Source organism: Luteibacter sp. P1_D3, assembly GCF_056406135.1.
In genome coordinates, this window is sequence record NZ_JBFUAT010000005.1 from 111,276 (window position 1) to 133,329 (window position 22,054).

Consider the following 22,054-nt stretch of genomic DNA (forward strand, 5'->3'; position numbering starts at 1 on the left):
TCGCGTTCCGTGACGTGCGTCATATTTATTCGGGACGGGATAGAATTCGGCAAGACGCTTTTGCAGCATCGTGCGGTGATATCGCGGCATCCCTCTTTCGAGGGTATGCCGCCGGGATCACTTCTTGGATAGCGCGTCGAATTGTTGCTGGAGGTAGCTGCTGGTGCTGCCGAGTTTCGTCATCATCGTGTCGAGCGCGGTGTACTGCTTGGTGATGCGATCGGAGAAGGTCTTCATCGAGACTTCGAAGTCCGCCGATTTTTTGGCGATGTCTTTGGTCCGCGCATTTAAGTTGGCGGTGCGCTGACTGAGGATGCCGCTGGACGATGTCCAGCCGGTGATCAGCTTGTCCAGCTTCCCGGCGACGCTTTGCGAACCACTGAGCAGTTCCTGCGTCTCCGCGGGCGATGTCGCGAGTGCCTTGGTCAGTTTGGTGTTGTCGAACTTCAGCGTTCCGCCCAACTGGAACGCGATGCCAAGGTCGCTCAACGAGCGCGGCCCCTTGCCGGAACCCGTCGACTGCGAACCTAGCAAGGCCGTCATCTGACTCTTGATCGAGGTCACGGTAGCGTCGCCGATCAGCGCGCCCACCTGCTTGTTATTAGGGTCGTATTTGGTCAGCGTCTGGTATTGCGAGACAAACTGGTTGTAAGCGGTGACCAGGGAGGTCAGCGCCGCGGCAACCGCACTCGTATCGTTCTGGATGACGACCGTACTGGTACCCGCCTTGGTCAGCGTGAGCGTGACGCCATCGATGGCCGAGGCCACGGTATTGGACGGACTGCTCGCCTTCGTATTGTCGATGGTGAACTCGGCATCCTGCGCGACGACGGTCGCGCTGTCCGTCGCCGGATCGAAGGCGAGTTGAGTCAGTGCGGGATCGCCGCTGGCGGCGACAGTGAAGGCATTCTGCTTGCCGGTCGAGGTCGATGTCAGCGTCAGGTGCGCGCCATCCGTACCCGTCACGATGCTGGCCGTGACACCGGGATTACCGGGCGCCTTGTTGATCAGGTCGCGGATGTTCTCCAGCGTGTTCGCCGGCGGCTTGATGTCGAGGATCATCGACTTGTCACCAATGGCGATCGTCAGCGCGCCCGTGCCGACCGGCTCCTTGCTGCCCGGAAAGGCCGCGGAGGTGGTCTTCTGGGCGGCGGCGAGCTTGTCGACGACGATGGTGTACGTGTTGGAGCGGGCGTCCGGCTCGGCGACGGCCGAGAGAACGGTGGTCTCGCTCACTGTCGTTTTATGCGCCTTGAACACGGAGCCATCGGCGAGCGACTTGATCGCCGTCTGGAGGTTGGTCAGGGACGCGGTGAAATTGCCGACAGCGGAGATCTGCGTCTTGTTCGTCGTCGTCAGGGCGGCCAGGGCTTTGTCCGTGGCCGCCCGCTTGTTGTTCGACAAATTCGTGACGATGCTCGAGACATCGATCGAACTCGACCCGAGATTGATGGTGTTGGTTGCCACGAGGTTCTCTCCTTGAGAACGCCTGTTCAAGGCGTCGGGATCTTGACGGCCATGACGCCGTCAAGCCGCTTTCCCTACTCGCAAGCAATTACGATGCCATCGCAAAATCATGGAACCGGCGATTTATCGGCGTCGAGAACAGGTAGGAGCCGATTCATCGGCGATCCCGCGGCAGCGGGCCGGGTTGAGACGAGCACCCGTTCGCCGATGAATCGGCTCCTACCAGAACATGGGCCTCAGGCTGCCGTGCCGCCTACCGTCATGGCGTCGACCCGTAATGTCGGCTGGCCGACGCCGACCGGGACGCTCTGCCCGTCCTTGCCGCAAACGCCAACGCCTTCGTCCAGCTTGAGGTCGTTGCCGATCATCGAGACACGGGTCAGGACTTCCGGACCGGAGCCAACCAGGGTTGCGCCCTTCACCGGCCGCGTCACTTTGCCGTCCTCGATGAGGTAGGCCTCGCTCGCCGAGAAAACGAACTTGCCGTTGGTGATGTCGACCTGGCCGCCGCCGAAGTTCACGGCGTAGAGGCCGCGTTTCACCGAACGGATGATCTCTTCCGGCTCACGGTTGCCGGCGAGCATGTAGGTATTGGTCATGCGCGGCATCGGCAGCTGCGCGAACGACTCGCGGCGGCCGTTGCCGGTGGACTTCACGCCCATGAGCCGTGCGTTGAGCTTGTCCTGCATGTAGCCCTTGAGGATGCCGTTCTCGATCAACGTGGTGCACTCGGTCGGCGTGCCTTCGTCGTCGATGCTGAGGGAGCCACGGCGGCCCGGCAACGTGCCGTCGTCGACCACGGTAACGCCTTCGGCGGCGACACGCTGGCCGATCCGCCCGGCGAACGCCGAACTGCCCTTGCGGTTGAAGTCACCTTCCAGACCGTGGCCGATCGCCTCGTGCAGGAGCACGCCAGGCCAGCCGGGGCCGAGGACAACGGTCATCGTGCCCGCAGGAGCGTCCACCGCCTCGAGGTTGACCAGCGCCTGGCGCACCGCTTCATCGGCGAAACCGTATGCGCGGCCATTGGCGATCAACTCGCGATAACCGTAACGACCACCGCCACCGGAGTGCCCCTGCTCGCGGCGACCGTTCTGTTCGACGATCACCTGGATGTTGAGGCGCACTAGCGGACGCACGTCGGCAGCCAGTGTGCCGTCCGACGCGGCGACGAGGATCGTGTCCAGCGTAGCCGCCAGGCTGACCACGACCTGCTTGACGCGCGGGTCGCGCGAGCGCGCATAGGCGTCGACCTCACGCAGCAGCGCGATCTTGTCTTCGTTGGGCAGGCTCTCCACCGGATCGATGGCCGGATAGAGGCCGCGCCCGGTGGCGATGGCCAACGGCTTGCCCTGACCGGCACCACCCTGCGCGATCGCCCGCGCCGCACGCGACGCCTCGAGTAGCTGAGGAAGGACGATTTCATCGGAGTAGGAGAAACCGGTCTTCTCGCCGGAGATCGCCCGGACGCCGACACCCTGTTCGATGGAATGGCTGCCGTCCTTCACGATGCCCTCCTCCAGCACCCAGGACTCGCTGCGCGAATGCTGGAAGTAGAGGTCGGCCGCATCGATCGACGGCCCCATGAGCTGGGAGAAGACGCGATCCAGGTCAGTGGACGCGAGGCCGCCCGGGGTGAGCAGGCGACGTTCGGCGAGGGAAATCAGGGAGTCCATCAGGTCTGCCGGTAGGGAATCGGGATAACCCCGGAAATGGGGTCGGATAGGGGCAGCTTAAACCCTGGGGCCGGCTTTGGCAGGGGGCGGGCTGGCGGGTAAGCAAATTGCTACGATGGGCCCGAATCCAGACGGACGGACCAGCATGAGCAAGGGAATCAAGAGGGACTTCGCCCGCCGCGTGGTCGCGGCACCGGCCAAGCGCGCCGAAGCGGTCGTCGGCGAGACGCGCGAGTTGCTGCACAAGAGTGGCGAACTCTCGCCAGGCAAGGCGATGGTCAGCACCGCCATCGCGTTATCGCTCGGCTTCCTTTGCCTCCTGGCGGTGATTGCCTTTCACTACCCGCAGTACCTGACCACGCCCGACCTCCGCCATAAGTACTCGGTCGACGTGCTTCGGCAGGCCTTGCTCGGCGCCCTGCTGGTGGCCGGCGGCCTGTCCCTGGCGAACGTGATCCTGGGCCGTAAGCGCAACCTCAACATCGCCGCCTTCGTCATGGTGGTCGCCGCCGTCGCGCTGGGTGGCTCCCGGGTCCCGGTGGGAGCGTTTCCGGATCACACACCGTACATCGGGCTGGACTGGTTCATTCTCGACCTGCTCGGCTCGACCGTGCTCTTCGTCGTCATCGAGAAGCTCTTTCCGCTCTATCGCGGGCAAAGCGTCTTCCGCTTCGAGTGGCAGACCGACATGAAACACTTCGCGGTGAACCACTTCATCGTGGGTCTCGCGTTGCTGATCGTGAACTTCCTGATCCACCATGCGTTCGGCTGGCTGGTCAGCAGTCAGTTCCAGCGCATGATCGCCAGCATCTGGTTCGTCCCACAGCTGCTGCTGTGCGTCCTCGTCGCCGACATGGCCCAGTACTGGACGCACCGGTCGTATCACGAAGTGCCCTTCCTCTGGCGCTTCCACGCTGTGCATCACAGCGTGAAGACGATGGACTGGCTGGCCGGCTCACGCCAGCACATGCTCGAGCTGATCTTTACCCGGGTCTGCGTGCTGGCACCGCTGTATGTGCTGGGTTTCAGCGAAGCGGTGATGAATGCTTACATCATCGTGGTCGGCTTCCAGGCGGTGTTCAATCACGCCAACGTGCATCTGCCCTGGGGCCCGTTGAAGTACGTCATCGTCACGCCGGACTTCCACCACTGGCACCACGCCTCGGATGACGAGGCCATCGACAAGAACTACGCCGCGCATTGGGCCTTCCTGGATTACCTTTTCGGCACGGCCGTGAAGTCGACGAAGACGTTTCCCGAAAAGTACGGGGTTGTAGGCGACTATATGCCGGATGGTTTCGTGCGGCAGCAGTTGTTTCCGTTTCGGCGGCAGAAGCCCTGATCAGCTGCGGGGGCTGCGAGGGCTGCGTTTACCGGACGTCGCCGCACGAGGTGCGGCGGCCTTCGCTGCTGGTGTGACCTTCGACAACTCCGACCAAGGAACGATCGCGGCGAGCGTGTCGGCCATGAGGTCGCGAGTCATTTCTCGGTCGTAACTTGCCTGCAGGCCCGTCCAGAACTCATCGGACATCTCGAAGAAACGAGAGAGCCGCAAACCGGTGTCCGCCGTGACCGCGCGCTTGCCGGCGATTATCTCCCCAATTCTGGGGGCGGGCACGCCGATCGCCTTGGCCAATCTATATTGACTCAGGCCCAAGGGCTTCAGGAACTCTTCGAGAAGGAATTCCCCCGGATGGGGATATGGGACTTCGCGCATTGCCGCGCTCCTCTTAGTGGTAGTCGACGACGGTGACGTTATGGGCGCCATCGTCGCGCCAGACGAAACAGACGCGGAATTGGTCATTGATACGAATGCTGTGTTGACCATCGAGGGCGCCATGCAAGGGCTTCAGCCGGTTGGCAGGTGGCCGGCGGAGGTCGTTCAAGGTTCTGGCTTCGTCGATGGCCATGAGCTTTCTCATCAGAGTTCGCTCGATCTGAATCCAGCGCCGTATCCGCACACCTTCGAAGAACGCCCGTACTTCCAGATCGCCATACGACATGATCATGACTAGTAACGCCGCTCGATAATAACGAATGGCGATACTATCGACAAGGCGCGTTGGCGAATGCCGGTTAGAGGGCCGACTCAGCGTCGGCATACCGCGTGTCTTTTGTAGGAGCCGTCTTCATCGGCGATGAGCGCTTGGCTTCATCGCTTCGTTGGCTTTCGCCGATGAATCGGCTCCTACAAGAAGCGGGGCTAAAGCAAAGGCGCGGTGGAGGCGCTGCCTTTCTCGATCGGGGTGAAGATGGGTTTTTCCCAGGTTCCCGTCACGTGGTAGCGCTTGCGCGCGGCCTGGTTGAGGCCGTGGCCGAGGATGCCCTGCACGGCAAGGCCGGCGGCGGCACCGACGGGGCCGCCGGCGATAGCGCCGACGATCGGCAGGCTGCTGCCGAGGTGGGGCACCACCAGCACCTCCTGGTCGTAGTCGTGGATCTTGAGTCCAGTGCGGCCGGTGATCGTGATCTCGGCGGCAGGGCCCTTGATCTTGAGGTTCTGCGTGCTCGCATCGCCATTGGCAAAGCGGAAGTCGCCGGTGATGGAGTCGAAACCGAAGCCCTTGCCCACGACATCACCGAAGTCGAGCGAGAGGCGACGCGGTAGCTCGGCGACGGAGACCAGGCCAAAAAGCCGGCCGACGCCGGGCTGCACTTCGAGGATGCGACCGTTGGCGATATCGATCTTGAGCGTACCGTCCATGTTCGCCAGCGCGAGCGCTGACGGGCCGCCCGGCCACACCGCGTCGAGTTTCGCCGACGTGCGTCCGCCCTGGAAGATACCGACGAAACCGAGGGCATCGAGCATGCGTGCCACGTCTTCGGAGGCGAAGTCCATGGTGAGATGCGTACGACTGCGCTTTTCGTCGCCAGTCCAGTCGCCGGTGGCTGTGATCTGGACGTTCTTGGACTGTGCGCGCAGCTGATCGATATGCATGCCTTCGTCGGTCGGCCAGGTTTCCAGACGCGCTTCGCCCAGCTTGGCCTTGCCCAGACGCATGTCCGTCACCTGAAGATGCAGTGGCGGCAGACTGGAAGGAGCGACGCCCGCCTCGTTCGCATCGGGCGGCTTCTTTGCCGTCGCGATCGCGGCCGTCGACGACGCGTCGCCCCCCGCCGCACTGGTTGCCGTCGACGCATTAGCGGCTGCGGCGGCTTTGTCTTCAGCCTTCAACGTCGTCGATGCCACGGTCGCCGCGGCACCGGCGGCGGCCTTACCCTTTTTGGACGCATCGGCGGCATCGTCCGCTGCCGGCCACCACAAGCGGTCCATGCGCGCGGTGATGCCACGGCGACGCATGTCTTCGTTGGGTACGGTGAGCTGGCCGGCCATGGCATCGCTGTCGACCCGAAGCGACAGCTCCTTGGGACCGGGCTTTGCCACGATATGCATGTTGGAAAAATGCTGGCCGAACACCTCGCCGTCGTCGGTGACCAGGTCCAGGCCACTCAGGCCGGGACCGCCGCTACCGCTGGTAGACATGCCGACCACGTATTGCACCCAGCCGGACACATCGAGTTTCGACGCGTGCCCGCCGATCAGGTAACCCTGTGCGGGCATGACACCCGGTACCGTGGCGCCGAGATTGAATGCCGCGGCGATCGGCAGTTTGTCGGTGGGCAGGCGTAGCCGCCCACGCACGATGTCGCCGAGTGCGAGATCCAGACGCGCACCGTCCACGGGCAGGCCCACACGCAGGGACAGGGACTGCGCGAGCGGCGCTGGTTTCTTTACCGGCGTCGGCAGCATCAACTCCACGCCGCGAAGATCCGAATCGACGGTCAGGGCCTGTGAGGTCGCATCGCCCTGCCCCGTTTTTGCAAGCACATAGCCGATGCGGAAGTTGCCGCGGCCCTTGGCCGTGTCGCCTAGCCATGCAAGGTTTTCGTAATCGGCGACCATCTCGTTCACCGTGAAGGCCCCCGTAATCGACGCATCGATGACCTTCGCCGGATCGCCGGTCGCGCCGGCGATGGCGAGATTCAGGGCGGCGGGCTGGCCGTGGAACGAGGTCTTCAGGTTGGACGCCGTGAAGCCCCTCGCATCGAAGCTCATCGGCCCGGTGATCTTGTCCAGGCGCAGCTTCCATTCGTTGGCGACGAGGTCGGCGTCTTTCAGCGTGGCCTTGCCATCCAGTGTCACGTCATGCGCGTTGGCCAGCGGCATGAGCAGGTTGAAGCCGAACTCGCCGGTACCGCCCAGCTTCAGCTTGTCGATCGACTCGCGGCTGTTGCTGGCAATGGGGCTGTTCTTGATGAAATCGAGGAAGCTGTTGCCGGTACCCGCGCCACTCACTTTCAGGTCGAGGATGCCCTCGGCAAAATCGGGAATCGCCGCGGTCGCGGCGCTGACGGCATTGCCAAGCGAGTGACCTTCGCTGGCTTCGATATACATGCCGTTGTCGATGAAGCTGGCCACGGCCGACAGTCCTTCGGCGCGCGGCCAACCCGTGCCGTACTCGAGCACCGTGTCGTTGATGACGGCGCGTCCCTCGAAACGGCCTTCCTGGTTACGGAACGGCCAGTCGCGAAGGTTGCCGCGGACCAGGGCCGAACCGCTTTCGATATGGCCCGAGACCAGGCCACGGTTGAGCCAGTTCTGCGATCCCTCGGACATCGAATGCGGCCAGAAGAGCTTGGCCGCCGGCACGTCGCCCGGCCCGAGGGCGACATACATGTCCACGAACGGACCGGTATCCGCGCCGGGAAGTACGAACTCGCCGCGCGCCTGACCACCAAAACCCTCGCCCTGGAAGTCCAGCGGATCGGCGCCGATATGCCAGTCGTCGCCATCCTTGTAGACCGCGACGTCGCCACCCACCATGGACATCACGAAGGGCTTGCGGAACACGCCGGTGAAATCGAGCGTGGTGGCCTGTCGGGGCAGGCTGAGCGCGAGCGACTGGTCATCGCCGAACACTTCGCCATCGAGTTTCGATACGCCAGGCAGTTTGCCGATCGCGTCGATGCCCAGCCCGGCAAAGGTCGCGTGGACGAAGCGGAGTCCCGCCACGGAATCCCAGTCGGCGCGTACGTCGTTGAAGCGTCCGCGCGGTCGCCCGTCCGCGAGCCAGTGGGCCAGCGACGGAGACACCTGCGGTGCGATGCCGACCCAGGGCAACAGTGGTCCGAGATCGATCCTGCGTGCGACGACCGTGCCATCGCTGCGATCGGCCTGCACGTGGGTCACGAACGCGACGTCCCCGCCATCGGCACCTGCCCAATCGATGCGCTGGCCGTCGGCGGTGCGATGCATGTCGACGATACCGTGCAGGCCGGGCGTACTCACGGTGCGTGCCGGACCTCGTACGGCAAGTCCGTCGAACGCGATGCGCGAGGTGGCGCGGACCACGTGGCCATCGCGCCAGTCGAGCCAGGATTCGAAACCGCCTTTGCCGCCCGCCAGCGCATAGCCACCGGCGTTGACGTCGGCCGTGAGCGCGGCGAGATCCAGGTCGGCGCCCTTGACGTAGACACGGCCACTGGAGCCGTCAGCGGCGAAGCGTCCGGCCGCGGTCAGCAGGCCGCTGACGTTTTCGCGCCGCAAGCTACCACCGACCCGAACCGCCTGGCCCTGAAGGCTGATGCGCAGCTGGTCGGCGATAAGGCCATAACTGCGGTGCGTCGTGTCGTCGGCGATATCCAGGTGGAGATTGCTGAGCCACAGATCCGCGGAAAGATTGCCGAACGACACCTTCTGCGTACCGCCGCCGGCACCGAAGCCATCGATGCTCCAGCGTCCGTCGGTCGCACGATGCAGGCCCATGCGCATGTCGCGCAGACGAAGATTGAGCAGGTGGCGCGAGGGCAGCACGAAGGCACCGAAGTCGAGCTTCACCGCCGCCTGGGGCAGGCGCAGCGCGTCACCGCCTTCGGTCGGCGCGATGGTCACGTCGCGCATCACGAACAACGGGCCGGATGGCCGCCAGAAGCCTTCCAGCGAACCGAAGCGCACCGGCTTGCCGAGCTGCTTGCTCAGCAGCGCCGCGACCCGGTCGGGATAGCGCGCGGCCAGCGGCAGCAGCAGCTGACCAACCGCCATCACCAGCGCAAGCGCCACCAGCACGCTTGCGACCAGACCCAGAAGGAAGAACCGCAGGCGTCGTGCGCGATGGCGCCAGCCGGGACTCACCGGCCTACGTTCCGGCGAGCGCCGGCGTCAGAGCAGTACGACATCGAACTGTTCCTGCGAATAATGCTCTTCCGCCTGGAAGCGGATGCTCTTGGCGATGAACTCCTCGAGCTCGGCGACGGCGGCGGACTCTTCCTCAAGAATACGGCCGACGACCTTGGGGCTCGCCATGACCAACAGCTTCTGGGCGTTGAACTGGCGGACGGCACGCGTGATCTCTCGGAAGATCTCGTAAATCACCGTTTCCGCGGTCTTCAGCGCACCGCGGCCGCTGCATGCGGGACACGGTTCGCAGAGCTGGCGCTCCAGGCTCTCCGTCGTGCGTTTACGGGTCATTTCGACCAGGCCCAGCGCCGACATCGGATAGACCGTGGTCTTGGCGTGGTCCTTCAGCAGGCCCTTCTCCAGCATGCGCAGCACCTGCCGCTTGTGCTCGTCATCCACCATGTCGATGAAGTCGATGATGATGATGCCGCCCAGGTTGCGCAGCCGAAGCTGGCGCGCCGCGGACTGTGCCGCCTCCAGGTTGGTGCGGTAGACCGTTTCTTCGAGGTTGCGGCTGCCGAGGTAGCCACCCGTGTTCACATCGACGGTCGTCATCGCTTCGGTCTGGTCGACAATGAGGTAGCCACCGGACTTCAGCGGCACCTCTTTACGGAGAGCGCGCTGGATCTCGTCCTCTACCCCGTAGAGATCGAAGATTGGCCGCTCACCGGCATAGTGTTCGATGCGGTCGGACAGCACCGGCATGAACTTCTGCACGAATTTGACGGTTTTCTCGTAGGTTTCGCGTGAATCGACACGCACTTTCTCGATGCCGTCGTTCAGCGAATCGCGCAGCGAACGCAGCGGCAGCGAGAGTTCTTCGTAAACACGCTCGCCCATCTTCGCTTTCTGGATGTTCTCCTGGACCACGCGCCATACCTTGCTCAGGTAGGTCACGTCGAAAGCGAGCGACTCCTCGGACTGCCCTTCCGCGTTGGTGCGAACGATGTAGCCCAGCGGGTTCTCGCCAATCAGCGGCGTGATGATGTCCTTCAGTCGCTGACGCTCGGCTTCTTCCTCGATACGCACGGATACGCCCAGCGTCCGCGAATGCGGCAGCAGGACGAGATAGCGCGAAGGGATGGACAGATGCGTGGAAAGACGCGCCCCCTTGCTGCCAATGGGATCCTTGACCACCTGGACCACGATTTCCTGGCCTTCGTGGACGAGCTCGCTGATCGGCGGCACGGGACCGTGGCCGTTGGACTTGCCATCCGTGGGCGCATCGGTGGGCGGCAACGGGGCACGAACGATATCCGAGGCATGCAGGAACGCCGCGCGATCGAGACCGATCTCGACGAACACCGCCTGCATGCCGGGCATGACGCGCTGCACGCGACCCTTGTACACGTTGCCGACGTAGCCGCGCTTCGATGCGCGCTCGACGTGGACCTCCTGCAACATGCCATTTTCGACAACGGCCACTCGCGTCTCACGCGGCGTGACATTGATCAGGATTTCCTCGCTCACACCAGCCCCTATCCTTAAGTCATCGCGCTTTATAGCCCGCGCGTCGATAACATGTCACTGACTCCTGAGGAGCCGGGAAGTTTCGTGGAGCGGCAGGCCCATGACGCCCGAATAGCTGCCGGAAAGGTGTTCGATGAAGGCCGCTGCGCGACCCTGGATGGCATAGGCCCCGGCTTTGCCGAAGCATTCGCCGCTGGCGACATAGTCGTCGATCTGGGCCGCGTCGAGGGGGGCGAATCGCACGATCGATTCCGAAAGTGTATGACGCTCTCCTTTTTCATCGATCAGCCAGACCGCTGAAACGACACGGTGCTCGCGACCGGACAGGCGGCACAGCATCGACACGGCGGCCGCTGCGTCGCGAGGCTTGCCGAATACTTCGTCACCCAGGATCACCTCGGTGTCGGCGCCAATCACCCGGGCACCGCTTTCGTTCGAGACCATCGCGTAACCCGCGCGCGCCTTATCCAGCGCCACCCGTGCGACGTAAGCGTCGGGAGCTTCCCCTGGTTGCCGGATCTCTTCGATATCGACGTCGAGCACCCGGGGGCTTTCGCCGATCTGGGCAAGGAGTTCCCGCCGGCGCGGCGATTGCGAAGCCAGGTAGAGCACGGCGTGTCCTTCAGGCGCGGTGGTAAGGATGGCCGGCCACCAGGGTGGTGGCGCGATACAACTGCTCGGCCAGCACGAGACGGACAAGCATGTGCGGTAGGGTCAGCGGGCCAAGCGACCAGCGCTGGTCGGCCCGGGCGAGCACCTCCGGTGCGTGGCCGTCGGGCCCACCGATGAGGAATGCGATATCGCGACCGCCCATTCGCCACTGTTCGAGTTGCTGGGCGAGATCTTCGCTGGACCAGGTCTTGCCGCGTCCATCGAGCGCCACGACGTGGATATCGCGAGGCAGCGCCGCCAGGATGGCCGCGCCTTCGTCGAGCGTGGCGCGTACATCGTCGCGACCCTTGCCCCGCGTGCCAGGCTTGATCTCGATCAGCTCCAGCGGGAGCTCGTGCGAAAGCCGCTTGCGGTACTCGGCGAAGCCTTCAGCCACCCAGGCCGGCATGCGTTCGCCGACGGCGATGAGTCGAGCCCGCACCGCGGGCTCAGTCGTTGGCGGCTTCGAAGCCGTCGTCGCCCACGGTCCACAGGCGCTCGAGGCCGTAGAACTCGCGGATGCGGGGCATCATCACGTGGACGATGATGTCGCCCAGGTCGACCAATACCCATTCGGCTTCGGTCTGGCCTTCGACGCCGAGCGGCATCACGCCCGCCTCTTTGGCGAACTTGATGACTTCGTCGGCAATCGACTTGACGTGACGGGCGGAAGTGCCCGACGCGATGAAAAGAATATCGGCGATGGAGGTCTTGCCACGAACGTCGATTTCGCGAACGTCCTTGGCCTTGAGGTCTTCGAGCGCGGCGACGACGCGCTGGCGCAGGAGCTCGTTGTTGTCGGCAGACTTGCCCTTGGCCTTGCGGGATGCGGTCGAACTCAAGATGCGAAAACCTCATGCGGCGGAATGCCGGCTTCGAGGGCAGTATAACCCCCGCCGCCGCGGGGCGCGTCAAATGCCTGGACAGGTATTTCCGGCCCCCGCCCGGTAGGAGCCGATTTATCGGCGATCAGCGCCCGAGGGCCCGGTAAGGCGCCAGCAAGGCCTCATCCTGGAAACAGGCCGACGGCAGCAGGAACCGTGGTTCATACCCGGCCGCGAACGCTTCACGGATCGCCGTCGCGGCGATATCCAGCGGGGTGATGGCGATGTCGATCACCGTCCCGGCAGGCCCATGGACCCGCTCCGAACGGCGTCCGGCGATGAAATCGGCCAGCTCCGGCGGCGGGACATGGGTCACGCCGGGCCGGTTCAGCACACCGACGTGGGCAAACGCGAAGAGCTCCCGCCACAGGTGCCAGGATGCCAGCCCGGCAAACGCATCGGCTCCGACCAGCAATACCAGCGGCCGCTCCGGCCCGACGTCCGCACGCAGCGATGCCAGGGTGTCGACCGAATAAGAGGGGCCGTCGCGATCCAGCTCACGGGTGTCGATGGTGAGCCGGTCCTGGCCGGCGAGCGCCGCCCGAAGCAGGGCGACACGACCGGCCGCATCGGCGACGGGTGCCGGTCGGTGGGGTGGCGTGCGCGCGGGCACCAGGCGGACCTCGGCGTCGAGCGCCTCGGCGGCCTCCCAGGCGGCACGCAGGTGCCCGTGATGGATCGGATCGAAGGTGCCCCCTAGGATCGCGAGCGGACGCACAGGGCTCATCCGAACGCTACCGCGGCCCGGGGTTCGGCGATGGCGGCGATCAGGCGCTCGGCCTCGAGCCAGGGATTGCCCTGCTCGCGCCCCTTGGCCATGCGATCGATCCGGGCCGCACGCGCCAGGCAGGCCAGCCAGTGTTCACGGGGCGCACGGCGCAGGGCTTTGCGAAACAGCTGCTCGCGCGCCGGCCAGAGCCGCTCCACCTTGGCCTGCGCCGCGAAATCGCGCGCGTTGGCCAGGCGCAGGGCCAGCTGCAATTGATTGACCAGCCAGCCCATCAAGGCGATGAGCTCGTCGCCCTCGGAGCGCAGACCCGCCAGGATACGCAGGGCACGACCACCCTCCCCGGCAAACGCGGCGTCGGTCAGCTTGAACGCGTCGAAGCGAGCACTGTCGGCGACGAGGCCTTCGAGCGTCGCCGCATCCAGACGCTGGTCGCCTGCCAGGACCACGAGCTTGTCGATCTCCTGGGCGGCAGCCAGCAGATTGCCTTCGACCCGCTCGGCCAGCATGGCCACAGCATCGGGACTGGCCTTGACCCCCCGTGAGGTGAGGCGCGCGCCGATCCACTGGCTCCACTCATTCGGACGCGGGGCGTTGAACACGACCTGGATGCCGCCGGCATCGACGTTCCTGGTCCACACCGCCTCGTGCTTGGTGCTCCACTCCGTGGCGGTGATCAGCAGGGTCGTATCGGGTGGCGGATTGGCGACGAATTCGCTGATCGCGCTACTCCCGTCCTTGCCCGCCCGGCCACCGGCCAGACGCAGATCGAGCAGACGCTGGGTGGCGAACAGGGAAAGGCCGGCCGACGACCGGGCGAGATCGTCCCAGTCGAAGCGGCTGTCCGCTTCGAGCACTTCGCGTTCGCTGTACCCCAGTCGGCGCGCCATCGCCCGGACGGCATCCGCCGCTTCGAGCACAAGCAGTTCCTCACCGGCCAACAGATACACCGGCGCCATCCGATCACCGGCGAGATGCTTCTGCCACTGCCCGGGACTCATCGGCACCGTCGGGCTTCCTCAGGTGCCGCTGGGCGCGGGCGCCGGCGTCGCCGCGGCGGCGGGATGCGCGCCGGCGGCCTCGAGACGGAACAGGATCGACTGGACCATGTCGCCGATCAGGCTGCGCTGCAGCTCCTCGGTCTGGCTGGCCGTGCCGATGGTGTTGGTGGCGTCGTAGCTGAATTCACGGGACATATCGACCGACTGCGAGGGCACGATGACCGTGCCATCACCCGCCCGCACGTTGAAATCGACGTGGTAGCGGACCGCGTACTCGGTCACTCGCGCCGTACCGCTCACCGTCAGCGAGTCGGTACGGAACGTGTTCGCCGTGACCGTCAGGTCGGCCGCGTCTACCGAGGCGTGGTCGACGATCTCCGCATTCGAATTCGACAGCGCGCGGCTCAACTCGCGCTGCAGCATCCCACCTGCCGCCACCGTCAGGTGGATTTTCTTCATGCCCGGCGGGAGCGCCGCGRTCTGCCGCAGATGAAAACCGCAGCCACTGACCAGCGCGACGGCGGCGAGGACCAGGGCGGTACGCAGGGAACGGGAGAGGATCGGGCTCATGATTATCCTGCGACGATGTTGACGATCTTGCCGGGCACGACGATCACCTTGCGCACGGTCTGGCCTTCGAGCATGCGCGCCACGGTGGGCTCGGCGCGCGCCATGGCCTCGGCATCTTCCTTCGAAGCCGAGGCGGGCACCTCGATGGTAGCGCGAAGTTTGCCGTTGACCTGCACCGCGTAGGTCAGCGAATCGCGGACCAGGGCCGTCGGGTCCACCACCGGCCAGCCGGCATCCTCGACCAGGGTCTCGCCGTGACCGAGCACCTGCCACAACGCATGAGCGATGTGCGGGGTAAACGGATTGATCAGCTGGACCACGGCGGTGAACGCCTCCTGGCGCAGGGCGGCGCCCTGCGCACTGGCGTCATCGAACTTCGCCAGGGCGTTCAACAGCTCCATCAGCGCGGCGATAGCCGTATTGAACGACTGGCGCCGACCGATATCGTCGGTGACCTTCTGAATGGTCTCGTGCAGCTGGCGGCGAAGCGCCTTGCGCGCGCCGTCCGCGGCGGCATTTTCACCCTGCGCCGTGGCGGCCACCTCGGCATGCGCGGCGACATCGCGCCACAGCCGGCGCAGGAAGCGGGCCATGCCTTCCACACCCGCTTCGTTCCACTCGAGCGACTGGTCCGGCGGCGCAGCGAACATCGAGAACAGGCGCACCGTGTCGGCGCCGTACTTGTCGACCATGGACTGAGGGTCGACGCCGTTGTTCTTGGACTTGGCCATCTTCTCGATGCCACCGATCTCCACCGGCTCGCCATCGCTGCGAAGCACGGCGCCGACGATGCGCGCGCGCTCGTCGCGCTGCACGTCCACGTCGGCCGGATTGAACCAGGTGAGCGAACCATTGGCTTCCTTCCGGAAGTAGGTTTCGGCGATCACCATGCCCTGGCAGAGCAGGTTCGTCGCCGGCTCGTCGCTGTTCACCAGCCCTTCGTCACGCATGAGCTTGTGATAGAAGCGGAAGTAGAGCAGATGCAGGATGGCGTGCTCGATACCACCGATGTACTGGTCGACCGGCGTCCAGTAGTTGGCCCGCTCGTCCACCTGCGCTTTCGCGCCGGGGCTGGTGTAACGCGCGTAGTACCAGCTCGACTCCATGAAGGTGTCGAAGGTATCGGTTTCACGCTCGGCGGGACCGCCACACGACGGGCACGTGGTCTTGCGCCACTCGGGATCGGCCTTGATCGGCGACTGCACGCCGAAGAACGCGACGTCTTCGGGCAGCACGACCGGCAACTGGTCCTCGGGCACCGGCACGGCGTCGCACTTGGGACAGTAGATCACGGGGATCGGGCAGCCCCAGTAGCGCTGGCGGCTCACGCCCCAGTCGCGGATGCGCCAGTTGACCCGACGCTCGCCGCGCCCGGCGGCAATCAGCGCCAGCGAGATCGCGTCGAACGCGGCCTTGAACTCGAGGCCGTCGAACGCACCCGAATTGATCAGCGTGCCGTATTCCGTGTACGCGCCGGCGGTCTGGATGTTCGATTCGAAGGTCTTGATGGTCTCGACCGCCGCGGACGACTGGTAGGCGTCGGAGGAACCGCCTTCCAGGGCGTTCTGCAGCGTGTCACCGCCCTCGGCCGCGAGATCGCGGCGCAGTTCCGCGACGGCATCGACCACACCGCGATCGACGACGACCATCTTGATCGGCAAGGAGTACTTCTGGGCGAATTCCCAGTCGCGCTGGTCGTGACCCGGCACGGCCATGACGGCTCCCGTGCCGTAGCCCATCAGCACGAAGTTGGCGACCCACACGGGCACTTTTTCGCCGGTGAGCGGATGCGTGGCATCGACGCCCGTGTAATAGCCGCGCTTTTCCTGCGTCTCGAGTTCGGCTTCGGACACCCCGCCTGCCTTGCAGCTCTCGATGAACGCGGCAAGGCCCGGATTACCCGCGGCGGCGCGCGTGGCGATGGGATGCTCGGCCGCGACCGCCACGTACGAGACACCCATCAAGGTGTCCGGCCGCGTGGTGAACACGGTCAGCGGCTGGGCTTCACCGTCCACGTCGAACTGGATTTCCAGGCCTTCGGAACGACCCAGCCAGTTGCGCTGCATGGTCTTGACCGCATCGGGCCAGCCGGGAAGCGTATCCAGGCCGTCGAGCAGCTCCTGCGCATAAGCCGTAATCTTGAGGAACCACTGTGGGATCTCGCGCTTTTCGACCAGCGCACCGGAGCGCCAGCCGCGGCCGTCGATCACCTGCTCGTTGGCCAGCACGGTCTGGTCGACCGGATCCCAGTTGACGACACTGTTCTTGCGGTACACCAGGCCCTTCTTCATCAGCCGGGTGAACATCTGCTGTTCCCACTGGTAGTACTCGGGACGGCAGGTGGTGACCTCACGGGTCCAGTCGTAGGCGAAACCCATGCGCTTGAGCTGGTCGCGCATGTGCTCGATGTTCTTGTACGTCCACTTCGCCGGCGCCGTGTTGTTCTTGATCGCGGCGTTTTCGGCGGGCAGGCCGAACGCGTCCCAACCCATCGGCTGCAAGACGTTCTTGCCCTGCTGGCGTTGGAAACGGCTGATTACGTCGCCGATCGTGTAGTTGCGGACGTGCCCCATGTGCAGGGCGCCCGAGGGATACGGCAGCATCGAGAGGCAGTAATACTTCGGCTTGCTCGCGTCCTCGGTCACTTCGAACGCGCGGGTGGCGTTCCAGAAGCGCTGGGCGGCGGTCTCGACGGCGTCGGGGGCGTAACCGCCCTGTTCGCGCGTGCCCTGGTCTTGGGTGTCCTGCATGGTGTTGGGTACCGGTGGGATGCTCACAATCGCGGGAGACTATCCCACGAGAGCGGTTCAGGCAAAGCGAAAGGCCACCAGGCAGGTGGAATGGTTTATTGGCAGGTGGACTGGCCGGCGGCAACGGCGCGGACGGCGGCGGCGACCTGATCGGCGACCTGTCCGATGGCCCGCTGGTGGGCCTCGACCAGGCTGTCGTAGCTCGATCCGGCCGGCTCGCTGGCCCGCGAGGCGCAGGCCGCACCGGCCGTCTCACCGGAGCGGACCGACCAGCTGGCCTCCAGGGTGGCGCTGCCGCCCACTTCGGAGTCGAAACGGCGGACATCGAGCTGCACCCGGACGACCTTGTCGCCCTTGGCGTGCGGCAGGCCGTGCACGTCGTGCGTGCCCAGTCGGGTCGACAGGTCGGCCACGAGCGCACCCCGGATCTCGTCGCCGAGCGGTGAGGCCCAGCGTTCGCCATCCACTACGGAGACGCCGGTGGCGCCGTGGCGCAGCACCAGCGCGGGCTGATCCACCTGCGCCGGCACGCCGACGGCCTGCACGTCGATGACGAAGGGCGCGGCGACGGAGGCCATCGGTGCCGAGGACGGCACCAGGGTGTGGAAGTGCGTGGGCGCCGAGGAGCAGGCGCCGAGCGCCAGGATCAGGCTGGCGGTGCCGACATGGCGAAGTGTCTGGATCATGGCTGTACGTCCTTGCCCTGCTTCGGGGTCGCCGGCGTCGAGACCGGCGGCGCGGCGTCGGCGCCACGGCCGCGCAGCAACGCCTCGGGGTGACGACCGAGGTAATCGGTGAAAGCGCGAACCGAGCGAATCGTGCGCTGCAGTTCCTCGAGGGTGTTGCCGATGTTCTGCTGGAGCGGCGAATCCTCCGACAGCGCATCGTTGGCCGTGCCGACCGTCTTGTTCACCCCCTGCAGGGTGCGCTTGGCTTGGGGCAGCAGTTCGGTGTTGACCTGCTTCAATGTGCCATTGAGCTCATGCAGGCTGCCGTCGAGGTTCTTGCCGATCGAATCGAACGGGATCTTCTCGATCTTGTCGACGATGCTGGCCACCTGTTCCTGGATGTGATCGAAATCGCCCGGCGTGGTCGGGATCTCGAACGGACGGGCATTCGGATTGAACTCGACCTTCTTCGCCTTCGGATCGAAATCCAGCGCGATGTAGAGCTGACCGGTGAGCAGGTTGCCGTTGCGCGCCTGGGCGCGCAGGCCGTGGGCCACCAGGCCGCTCATGATTTTCGGCATCTCCGAGTCGCCGTCACCGCCGGAAAGCTTGGCCAGCTTGTCATGGGCCTGGCCCAGACGGTCCGGATAGACCACGGCACCGACAATGACCGGGAAGGTTTGCGTCTTCGCGTCGTAGTCGAGGTTCACCGAGACCACGCGGCCGAACTTCACGCCAAGGAACTCCACCGGAGCATCCACCGCGAGGCCGCGCAACGAGTGCTCGAAGCGCATGCGGATGTAACGCGGCTTGCCGTCCGGCGGCGCGATCGCCGTGCCCTGGTCGTTGAACAGGGTGAACTCGTTCATTTCCGGGGCGGCGGTTTCGTCGTGCGGCCCGGGCGGATCCTGGAACGCGACGCCGCCGGCGATCACCGTGGCGAGCGACTGTGTATTGAGCTTGAGACCGTCCGCGCCCAGCGAAACGTCGACGCCACTGGCATTCCAGAAACGCGCGTCCTTGCTGACGAAGCGATCGTTCGGGCCGTCGACGAAGAGCTGCAGGGACACGCCCTTGCCATCCTTGTCCAGCTCGTACGACACGATGCGGCCGACCTGGATACGCCGGTAATACACAGGCGAGCCGATATCGAGCGAACCCAGGTCGCTGGCGTGCAGCACGAAGCGACGGCCCGGTGCGCCATGGGTCACGGCGGGCGGGGTTTCCAGGCCCGTGAAGTCGTTCTGGTCGTCCTGGGAATCACCGGCATCCGCACCGATGAAGGCGCCGGACAGCAGGGTATCGATGCCGGAGACGCCACTGGCGCCGATGCGCGGACGCACGACCCAATAGCGCGTGCCCTTGGTCGCGAACGCGGCGGCGTCCTTTTCGAGGTCGATCACCACGGAAATGTGCGTGCGGTCCTTGGACAGGCGCATGGTGGTGACCTTGCCGATCACCACGTTCTTGTACTTGACCTGGGTCTTGTTGGCCTCGATGCCTTCGGCCGTCAGGAAGGTGACCGTGATCTTCGGTCCCGCCGAGGTGAAGTGCGTCACCATCAGGGAAATACCCACCAGCGCGGCGATGATCGGCACCAGCCAGATCAGCGAGAAGCCGAGCTTCGACTTGCGCACCTCCGGTTGTGGCAGGTCGTCGTCCTGCACCGGCGTGGTTCCTTGGTTGGTGTCGCTCATTGCGATTTCCTGTTATCCCAGATCAGACGGGGATCGAAGCTCATGGCTGAAAGCATCGTCAGTACGACGACTACGCCGAAATAGACCACGCCGGGCAAGGGCTCGACGCGGCTGAGAATCTGAAAGTGCACCAGGGCGGAGAGGATCGCCACGACGAACACATCGAGCATGGACCAGTAGCCGATCAGTTCGACGAACCGGTAGAGCCTCGCGCGCTGCTTCGAGACCATGCCGCTCGATCGCTGCACCGAGACCAGCAGGATGGTCATGATGATGAATTTCAGCATGGGCACGACAATGCTCGCCGTGAAGACGATGACCGCCAGGCCCGGCGAGCCGGCCCGCCACAGCTCGAAGATGCCGCTGAGGATGGTGTTGTCGTCCTTCGAGGACAGGCTCTGCGTGCGCATGATTGGGAACACGTTGGCCGGGATGTAGAACATCGCCGCGGCCAGGAGCAACGCCCATGATCGCGCGATGCTGCGCTGCTTGCGCACGTGCAGCGGGCTATGGCAACGCGGGCAATGCGCGTGCGGATCCTCGCTGTACGCCGTGACCAGACGGCAGACATGGCACGACATCATGCCGAGTTCGGAGGCCCGCGGAGGCGCGCTCATGCTTTCGCGTCCCCGGTGACATCCCACAGATGGCGAGGGTCGTGACTGGAGAACACCGTGATGAGCACGGTAAGGAAACCGAAGGCCCAGATACCCGGCCCGGGTACGACATCGAAATACGTGTGCGCCTTGACCACGGCCACCAGGGTGCCAAGCATGAACACCTCGATCATGCTCCAGGGCTTGACCCGCACCAGCGCCGTCATGGCCTCGGCGAAACCGGGGGCGCGGCGCCCGTCGCGGGCGAACCAGAGCACCCAGGCGAAGATCACCAGCTGGCTGAGCGGGAAGAAGAACAGGGTCAGGGCCGTCAAGACGGCGACGATCTGCGCACCATCGTTCCACATGGCGATCACGGCACCCCAGAGTGTCGTGTCCTCGGCCATGCCGGACAGCTTCAGGGTCACGATGGGCGAGACGTTGGCAATCACGAAGACGATCAGCGCGGCGACGATCAGGGCGAACTGCCCGTCCACCCCAATCCACTGGTGCCGCTCAAGGACGGCGCCACAGACCGTGCAGTCGGCCACCTGCCCACGCGACAGCTTCCGCTTCTGGTAGACGGAGTCGCAGTGCTCGCAAATGATCAGGTTCTGGGCGTGGTGCATGCCGTCCCGGCGGTTCAAGGCCACGGTGGCCTGCCCGCCTATGATCGCAAATCCGCGTAAACGGCGCATGACGAGAGACGTAGGATCAGTCCTAAAACGGTGTACGGGCTTGATATGCTCCGCCTCTTCCCCGATTTATGGGGCATCGAATCAGCGTCCCAGGAGCCCCACGTGACCAGCGCCCAGACCCGTAGTGAGCACATCTTCGACGCGACCACGGCCGCTTTCGAGGACGAGGTCATCAAGGCCTCGCTGGAGACCCCGGTCCTGGTGGATCTCTGGGCCGAATGGTGCGGCCCGTGCAAGTCGCTCGGACCGATCCTCGAGAAGCTCGCCGCCGAGTACAACGGCAGCTTCCGCCTGGCGAAAATCGACGTGGACGCCGAGCAGCAGCTGGCGGCCATGTTCGGTGTGCGCAGCATCCCGACGGTGATCCTGATCAGCGGCGGCCAGGTGGTGGACGGCTTCGCAGGCGCCCTGCCCGAAGGCCAGATTCGCGAGTTCCTGACCAAGCATGGCGTCCAGCCTGGCGAGGCCGCCAACGACGAGACTGTGGAAGCCGTCACCCCGGAGACGGCCGAAGAGGCCATCAACCGGCTCCAGCAGGCGATCGCCGCCGAGCCGGAGCGTGCAGAACTGAAACTGGACCTCGCGCTGGCCCTGATGCGTGCCGGAAACGTGGCCTCGGCCCAGTCCGAGCTCGACGCCCTGCCCGCCAATCTCGCCACCGATGCCCGCGCCGTCCGCCTGCGTAGTCAGCTCGAGCTCGCCCGTGCCCTGGCCGGCGCGCCCTCTCTGGAAGCCCTGCAGGCGCGCGTGCAATCGGATGACGCCGACTGGGAGGCCCGCGACCTGCTTGGCGTGCGCCTGCTGATCGAAGGCGAGGCCGCCGCCGGTCTGGACCAGTTCCTGGACATCCTCAAGCGCCAGCGCGACTGGAACGAGGGACAGGCGAAGAAGCGGCTGCTCGCGGCGTTCATGACGCTCGACGATGCGGCGCTGGTCAGTCAGTACCGCCGGAAGATGGCGTCGCTGGTTTTTTGAAGCCGGGCGTTCCTGCAAGCACCCATCGCCGATTCACTCGCTGGGT

Annotated in this window: 19 protein-coding genes; 2 read left to right on the forward strand and 17 right to left on the reverse strand. The window is 65.1% G+C overall.

Annotated elements, in window-relative coordinates; genetic code table 11:
• Positions 1-117 precede the first annotated feature (117 nt).
• Both fliD and tldD read right to left on the reverse strand, forming a co-directional pair.
• Positions 118-1,467 carry a flagellar filament capping protein FliD gene (fliD, locus tag AC1DYM_RS05640; protein WP_477336789.1) on the reverse strand — a complete coding sequence of 450 codons (1,350 nt, stop codon included), beginning with the start codon at positions 1,465-1,467 and terminating at the stop codon, positions 118-120.
• 236 nt (positions 1,468-1,703) lie between these two features.
• Positions 1,704-3,143: a metalloprotease TldD gene (gene tldD / locus AC1DYM_RS05645; protein WP_477336791.1), complete on the reverse strand. Its 1,440-nt coding sequence runs from the start codon at positions 3,141-3,143 to the stop codon at positions 1,704-1,706.
• Positions 3,144-3,288: 145 nt separating this feature from the next.
• Here tldD and AC1DYM_RS05650 point away from each other — a divergent pair, with 145 nt between their 5' ends.
• Positions 3,289-4,485 (forward strand): sterol desaturase family protein, encoded by a 1,197-nt coding sequence (locus tag AC1DYM_RS05650; RefSeq protein WP_477336792.1) that lies wholly within the window; start codon positions 3,289-3,291, stop codon positions 4,483-4,485.
• Here AC1DYM_RS05650 and AC1DYM_RS05655 read toward each other — a convergent pair whose 3' ends face one another.
• The 15 genes from AC1DYM_RS05655 to AC1DYM_RS05725 form a co-directional block, all read right to left on the reverse strand.
• Positions 4,486-4,860, reverse strand: a complete 375-nt coding sequence (locus AC1DYM_RS05655; RefSeq protein ID WP_477336794.1) for a HigA family addiction module antitoxin — start codon at positions 4,858-4,860, stop codon at positions 4,486-4,488.
• A 13-nt stretch (positions 4,861-4,873) separates the two neighbouring features.
• Positions 4,874-5,245 carry a type II toxin-antitoxin system RelE/ParE family toxin gene (locus AC1DYM_RS05660; protein ID WP_477336796.1) on the reverse strand — a complete coding sequence of 124 codons (372 nt, stop codon included), beginning with the start codon at positions 5,243-5,245 and terminating at the stop codon, positions 4,874-4,876.
• Positions 5,246-5,346: 101 nt separating this feature from the next.
• Positions 5,347-9,276, reverse strand: a complete 3,930-nt coding sequence (locus AC1DYM_RS05665) for a YhdP family protein (protein WP_477336798.1) — start codon at positions 9,274-9,276, stop codon at positions 5,347-5,349.
• 27 nt (positions 9,277-9,303) lie between these two features.
• Positions 9,304-10,791, reverse strand: coding sequence for a ribonuclease G (rng, locus tag AC1DYM_RS05670; RefSeq protein ID WP_046968902.1), 1,488 nt, complete (start codon positions 10,789-10,791; stop codon positions 9,304-9,306).
• A gap of 54 nt (positions 10,792-10,845) precedes the next feature.
• Complete coding sequence (locus AC1DYM_RS05675; protein ID WP_477336801.1) at positions 10,846-11,403, reverse strand: Maf family protein; 558 nt, start codon at positions 11,401-11,403, stop codon at positions 10,846-10,848.
• 10 nt (positions 11,404-11,413) lie between these two features.
• Positions 11,414-11,884 carry a 23S rRNA (pseudouridine(1915)-N(3))-methyltransferase RlmH gene (rlmH, locus tag AC1DYM_RS05680; protein WP_477336803.1) on the reverse strand — a complete coding sequence of 157 codons (471 nt, stop codon included), beginning with the start codon at positions 11,882-11,884 and terminating at the stop codon, positions 11,414-11,416.
• Between the two features lie 7 nt (positions 11,885-11,891).
• Positions 11,892-12,284: a ribosome silencing factor gene (gene rsfS / locus AC1DYM_RS05685; RefSeq protein ID WP_075019287.1), complete on the reverse strand. Its 393-nt coding sequence runs from the start codon at positions 12,282-12,284 to the stop codon at positions 11,892-11,894.
• 127 nt (positions 12,285-12,411) lie between these two features.
• Entirely contained in the window at positions 12,412-13,053 is a 642-nt protein-coding gene (gene nadD, locus AC1DYM_RS05690; protein WP_477336806.1) for a nicotinate-nucleotide adenylyltransferase, read from the reverse strand.
• Positions 13,050-14,054 (reverse strand): DNA polymerase III subunit delta, encoded by a 1,005-nt coding sequence (gene holA, locus AC1DYM_RS05695; protein WP_477336807.1) that lies wholly within the window; start codon positions 14,052-14,054, stop codon positions 13,050-13,052. Before holA ends, nadD begins: the two co-directional genes overlap by 4 nt.
• 18 nt (positions 14,055-14,072) lie before the next feature.
• Positions 14,073-14,624 carry an LPS-assembly lipoprotein LptE gene (locus AC1DYM_RS05700; RefSeq protein WP_477336809.1) on the reverse strand — a complete coding sequence of 184 codons (552 nt, stop codon included), beginning with the start codon at positions 14,622-14,624 and terminating at the stop codon, positions 14,073-14,075.
• 2 nt (positions 14,625-14,626) lie between these two features.
• On the reverse strand, positions 14,627-17,374 hold the full coding sequence (leuS, locus tag AC1DYM_RS05705; protein ID WP_477336811.1) for a leucine--tRNA ligase: 2,748 nt from the start codon (positions 17,372-17,374) through the stop codon (positions 14,627-14,629).
• 95 nt (positions 17,375-17,469) lie between these two features.
• Positions 17,470-18,060 (reverse strand): PqiC family protein, encoded by a 591-nt coding sequence (locus tag AC1DYM_RS05710; protein WP_477336813.1) that lies wholly within the window; start codon positions 18,058-18,060, stop codon positions 17,470-17,472.
• Positions 18,057-19,739, reverse strand: a complete 1,683-nt coding sequence (locus AC1DYM_RS05715) for a PqiB family protein (RefSeq protein ID WP_477336815.1) — start codon at positions 19,737-19,739, stop codon at positions 18,057-18,059. The genes AC1DYM_RS05710 and AC1DYM_RS05715 overlap by 4 nt, the downstream gene beginning before the upstream one ends.
• Entirely contained in the window at positions 19,736-20,356 is a 621-nt protein-coding gene (locus AC1DYM_RS05720; protein ID WP_477336817.1) for a paraquat-inducible protein A, read from the reverse strand. Before AC1DYM_RS05720 ends, AC1DYM_RS05715 begins: the two co-directional genes overlap by 4 nt.
• Positions 20,353-21,033 (reverse strand): paraquat-inducible protein A, encoded by a 681-nt coding sequence (locus tag AC1DYM_RS05725; RefSeq protein ID WP_477336819.1) that lies wholly within the window; start codon positions 21,031-21,033, stop codon positions 20,353-20,355. The genes AC1DYM_RS05720 and AC1DYM_RS05725 overlap by 4 nt, the downstream gene beginning before the upstream one ends.
• 102 nt (positions 21,034-21,135) lie before the next feature.
• Between AC1DYM_RS05725 and trxA the strand changes: the two genes are divergently transcribed.
• On the forward strand, positions 21,136-22,008 hold the full coding sequence (trxA, locus tag AC1DYM_RS05730; protein ID WP_477336821.1) for a thioredoxin: 873 nt from the start codon (positions 21,136-21,138) through the stop codon (positions 22,006-22,008).
• Positions 22,009-22,054 lie beyond the last annotated feature (46 nt).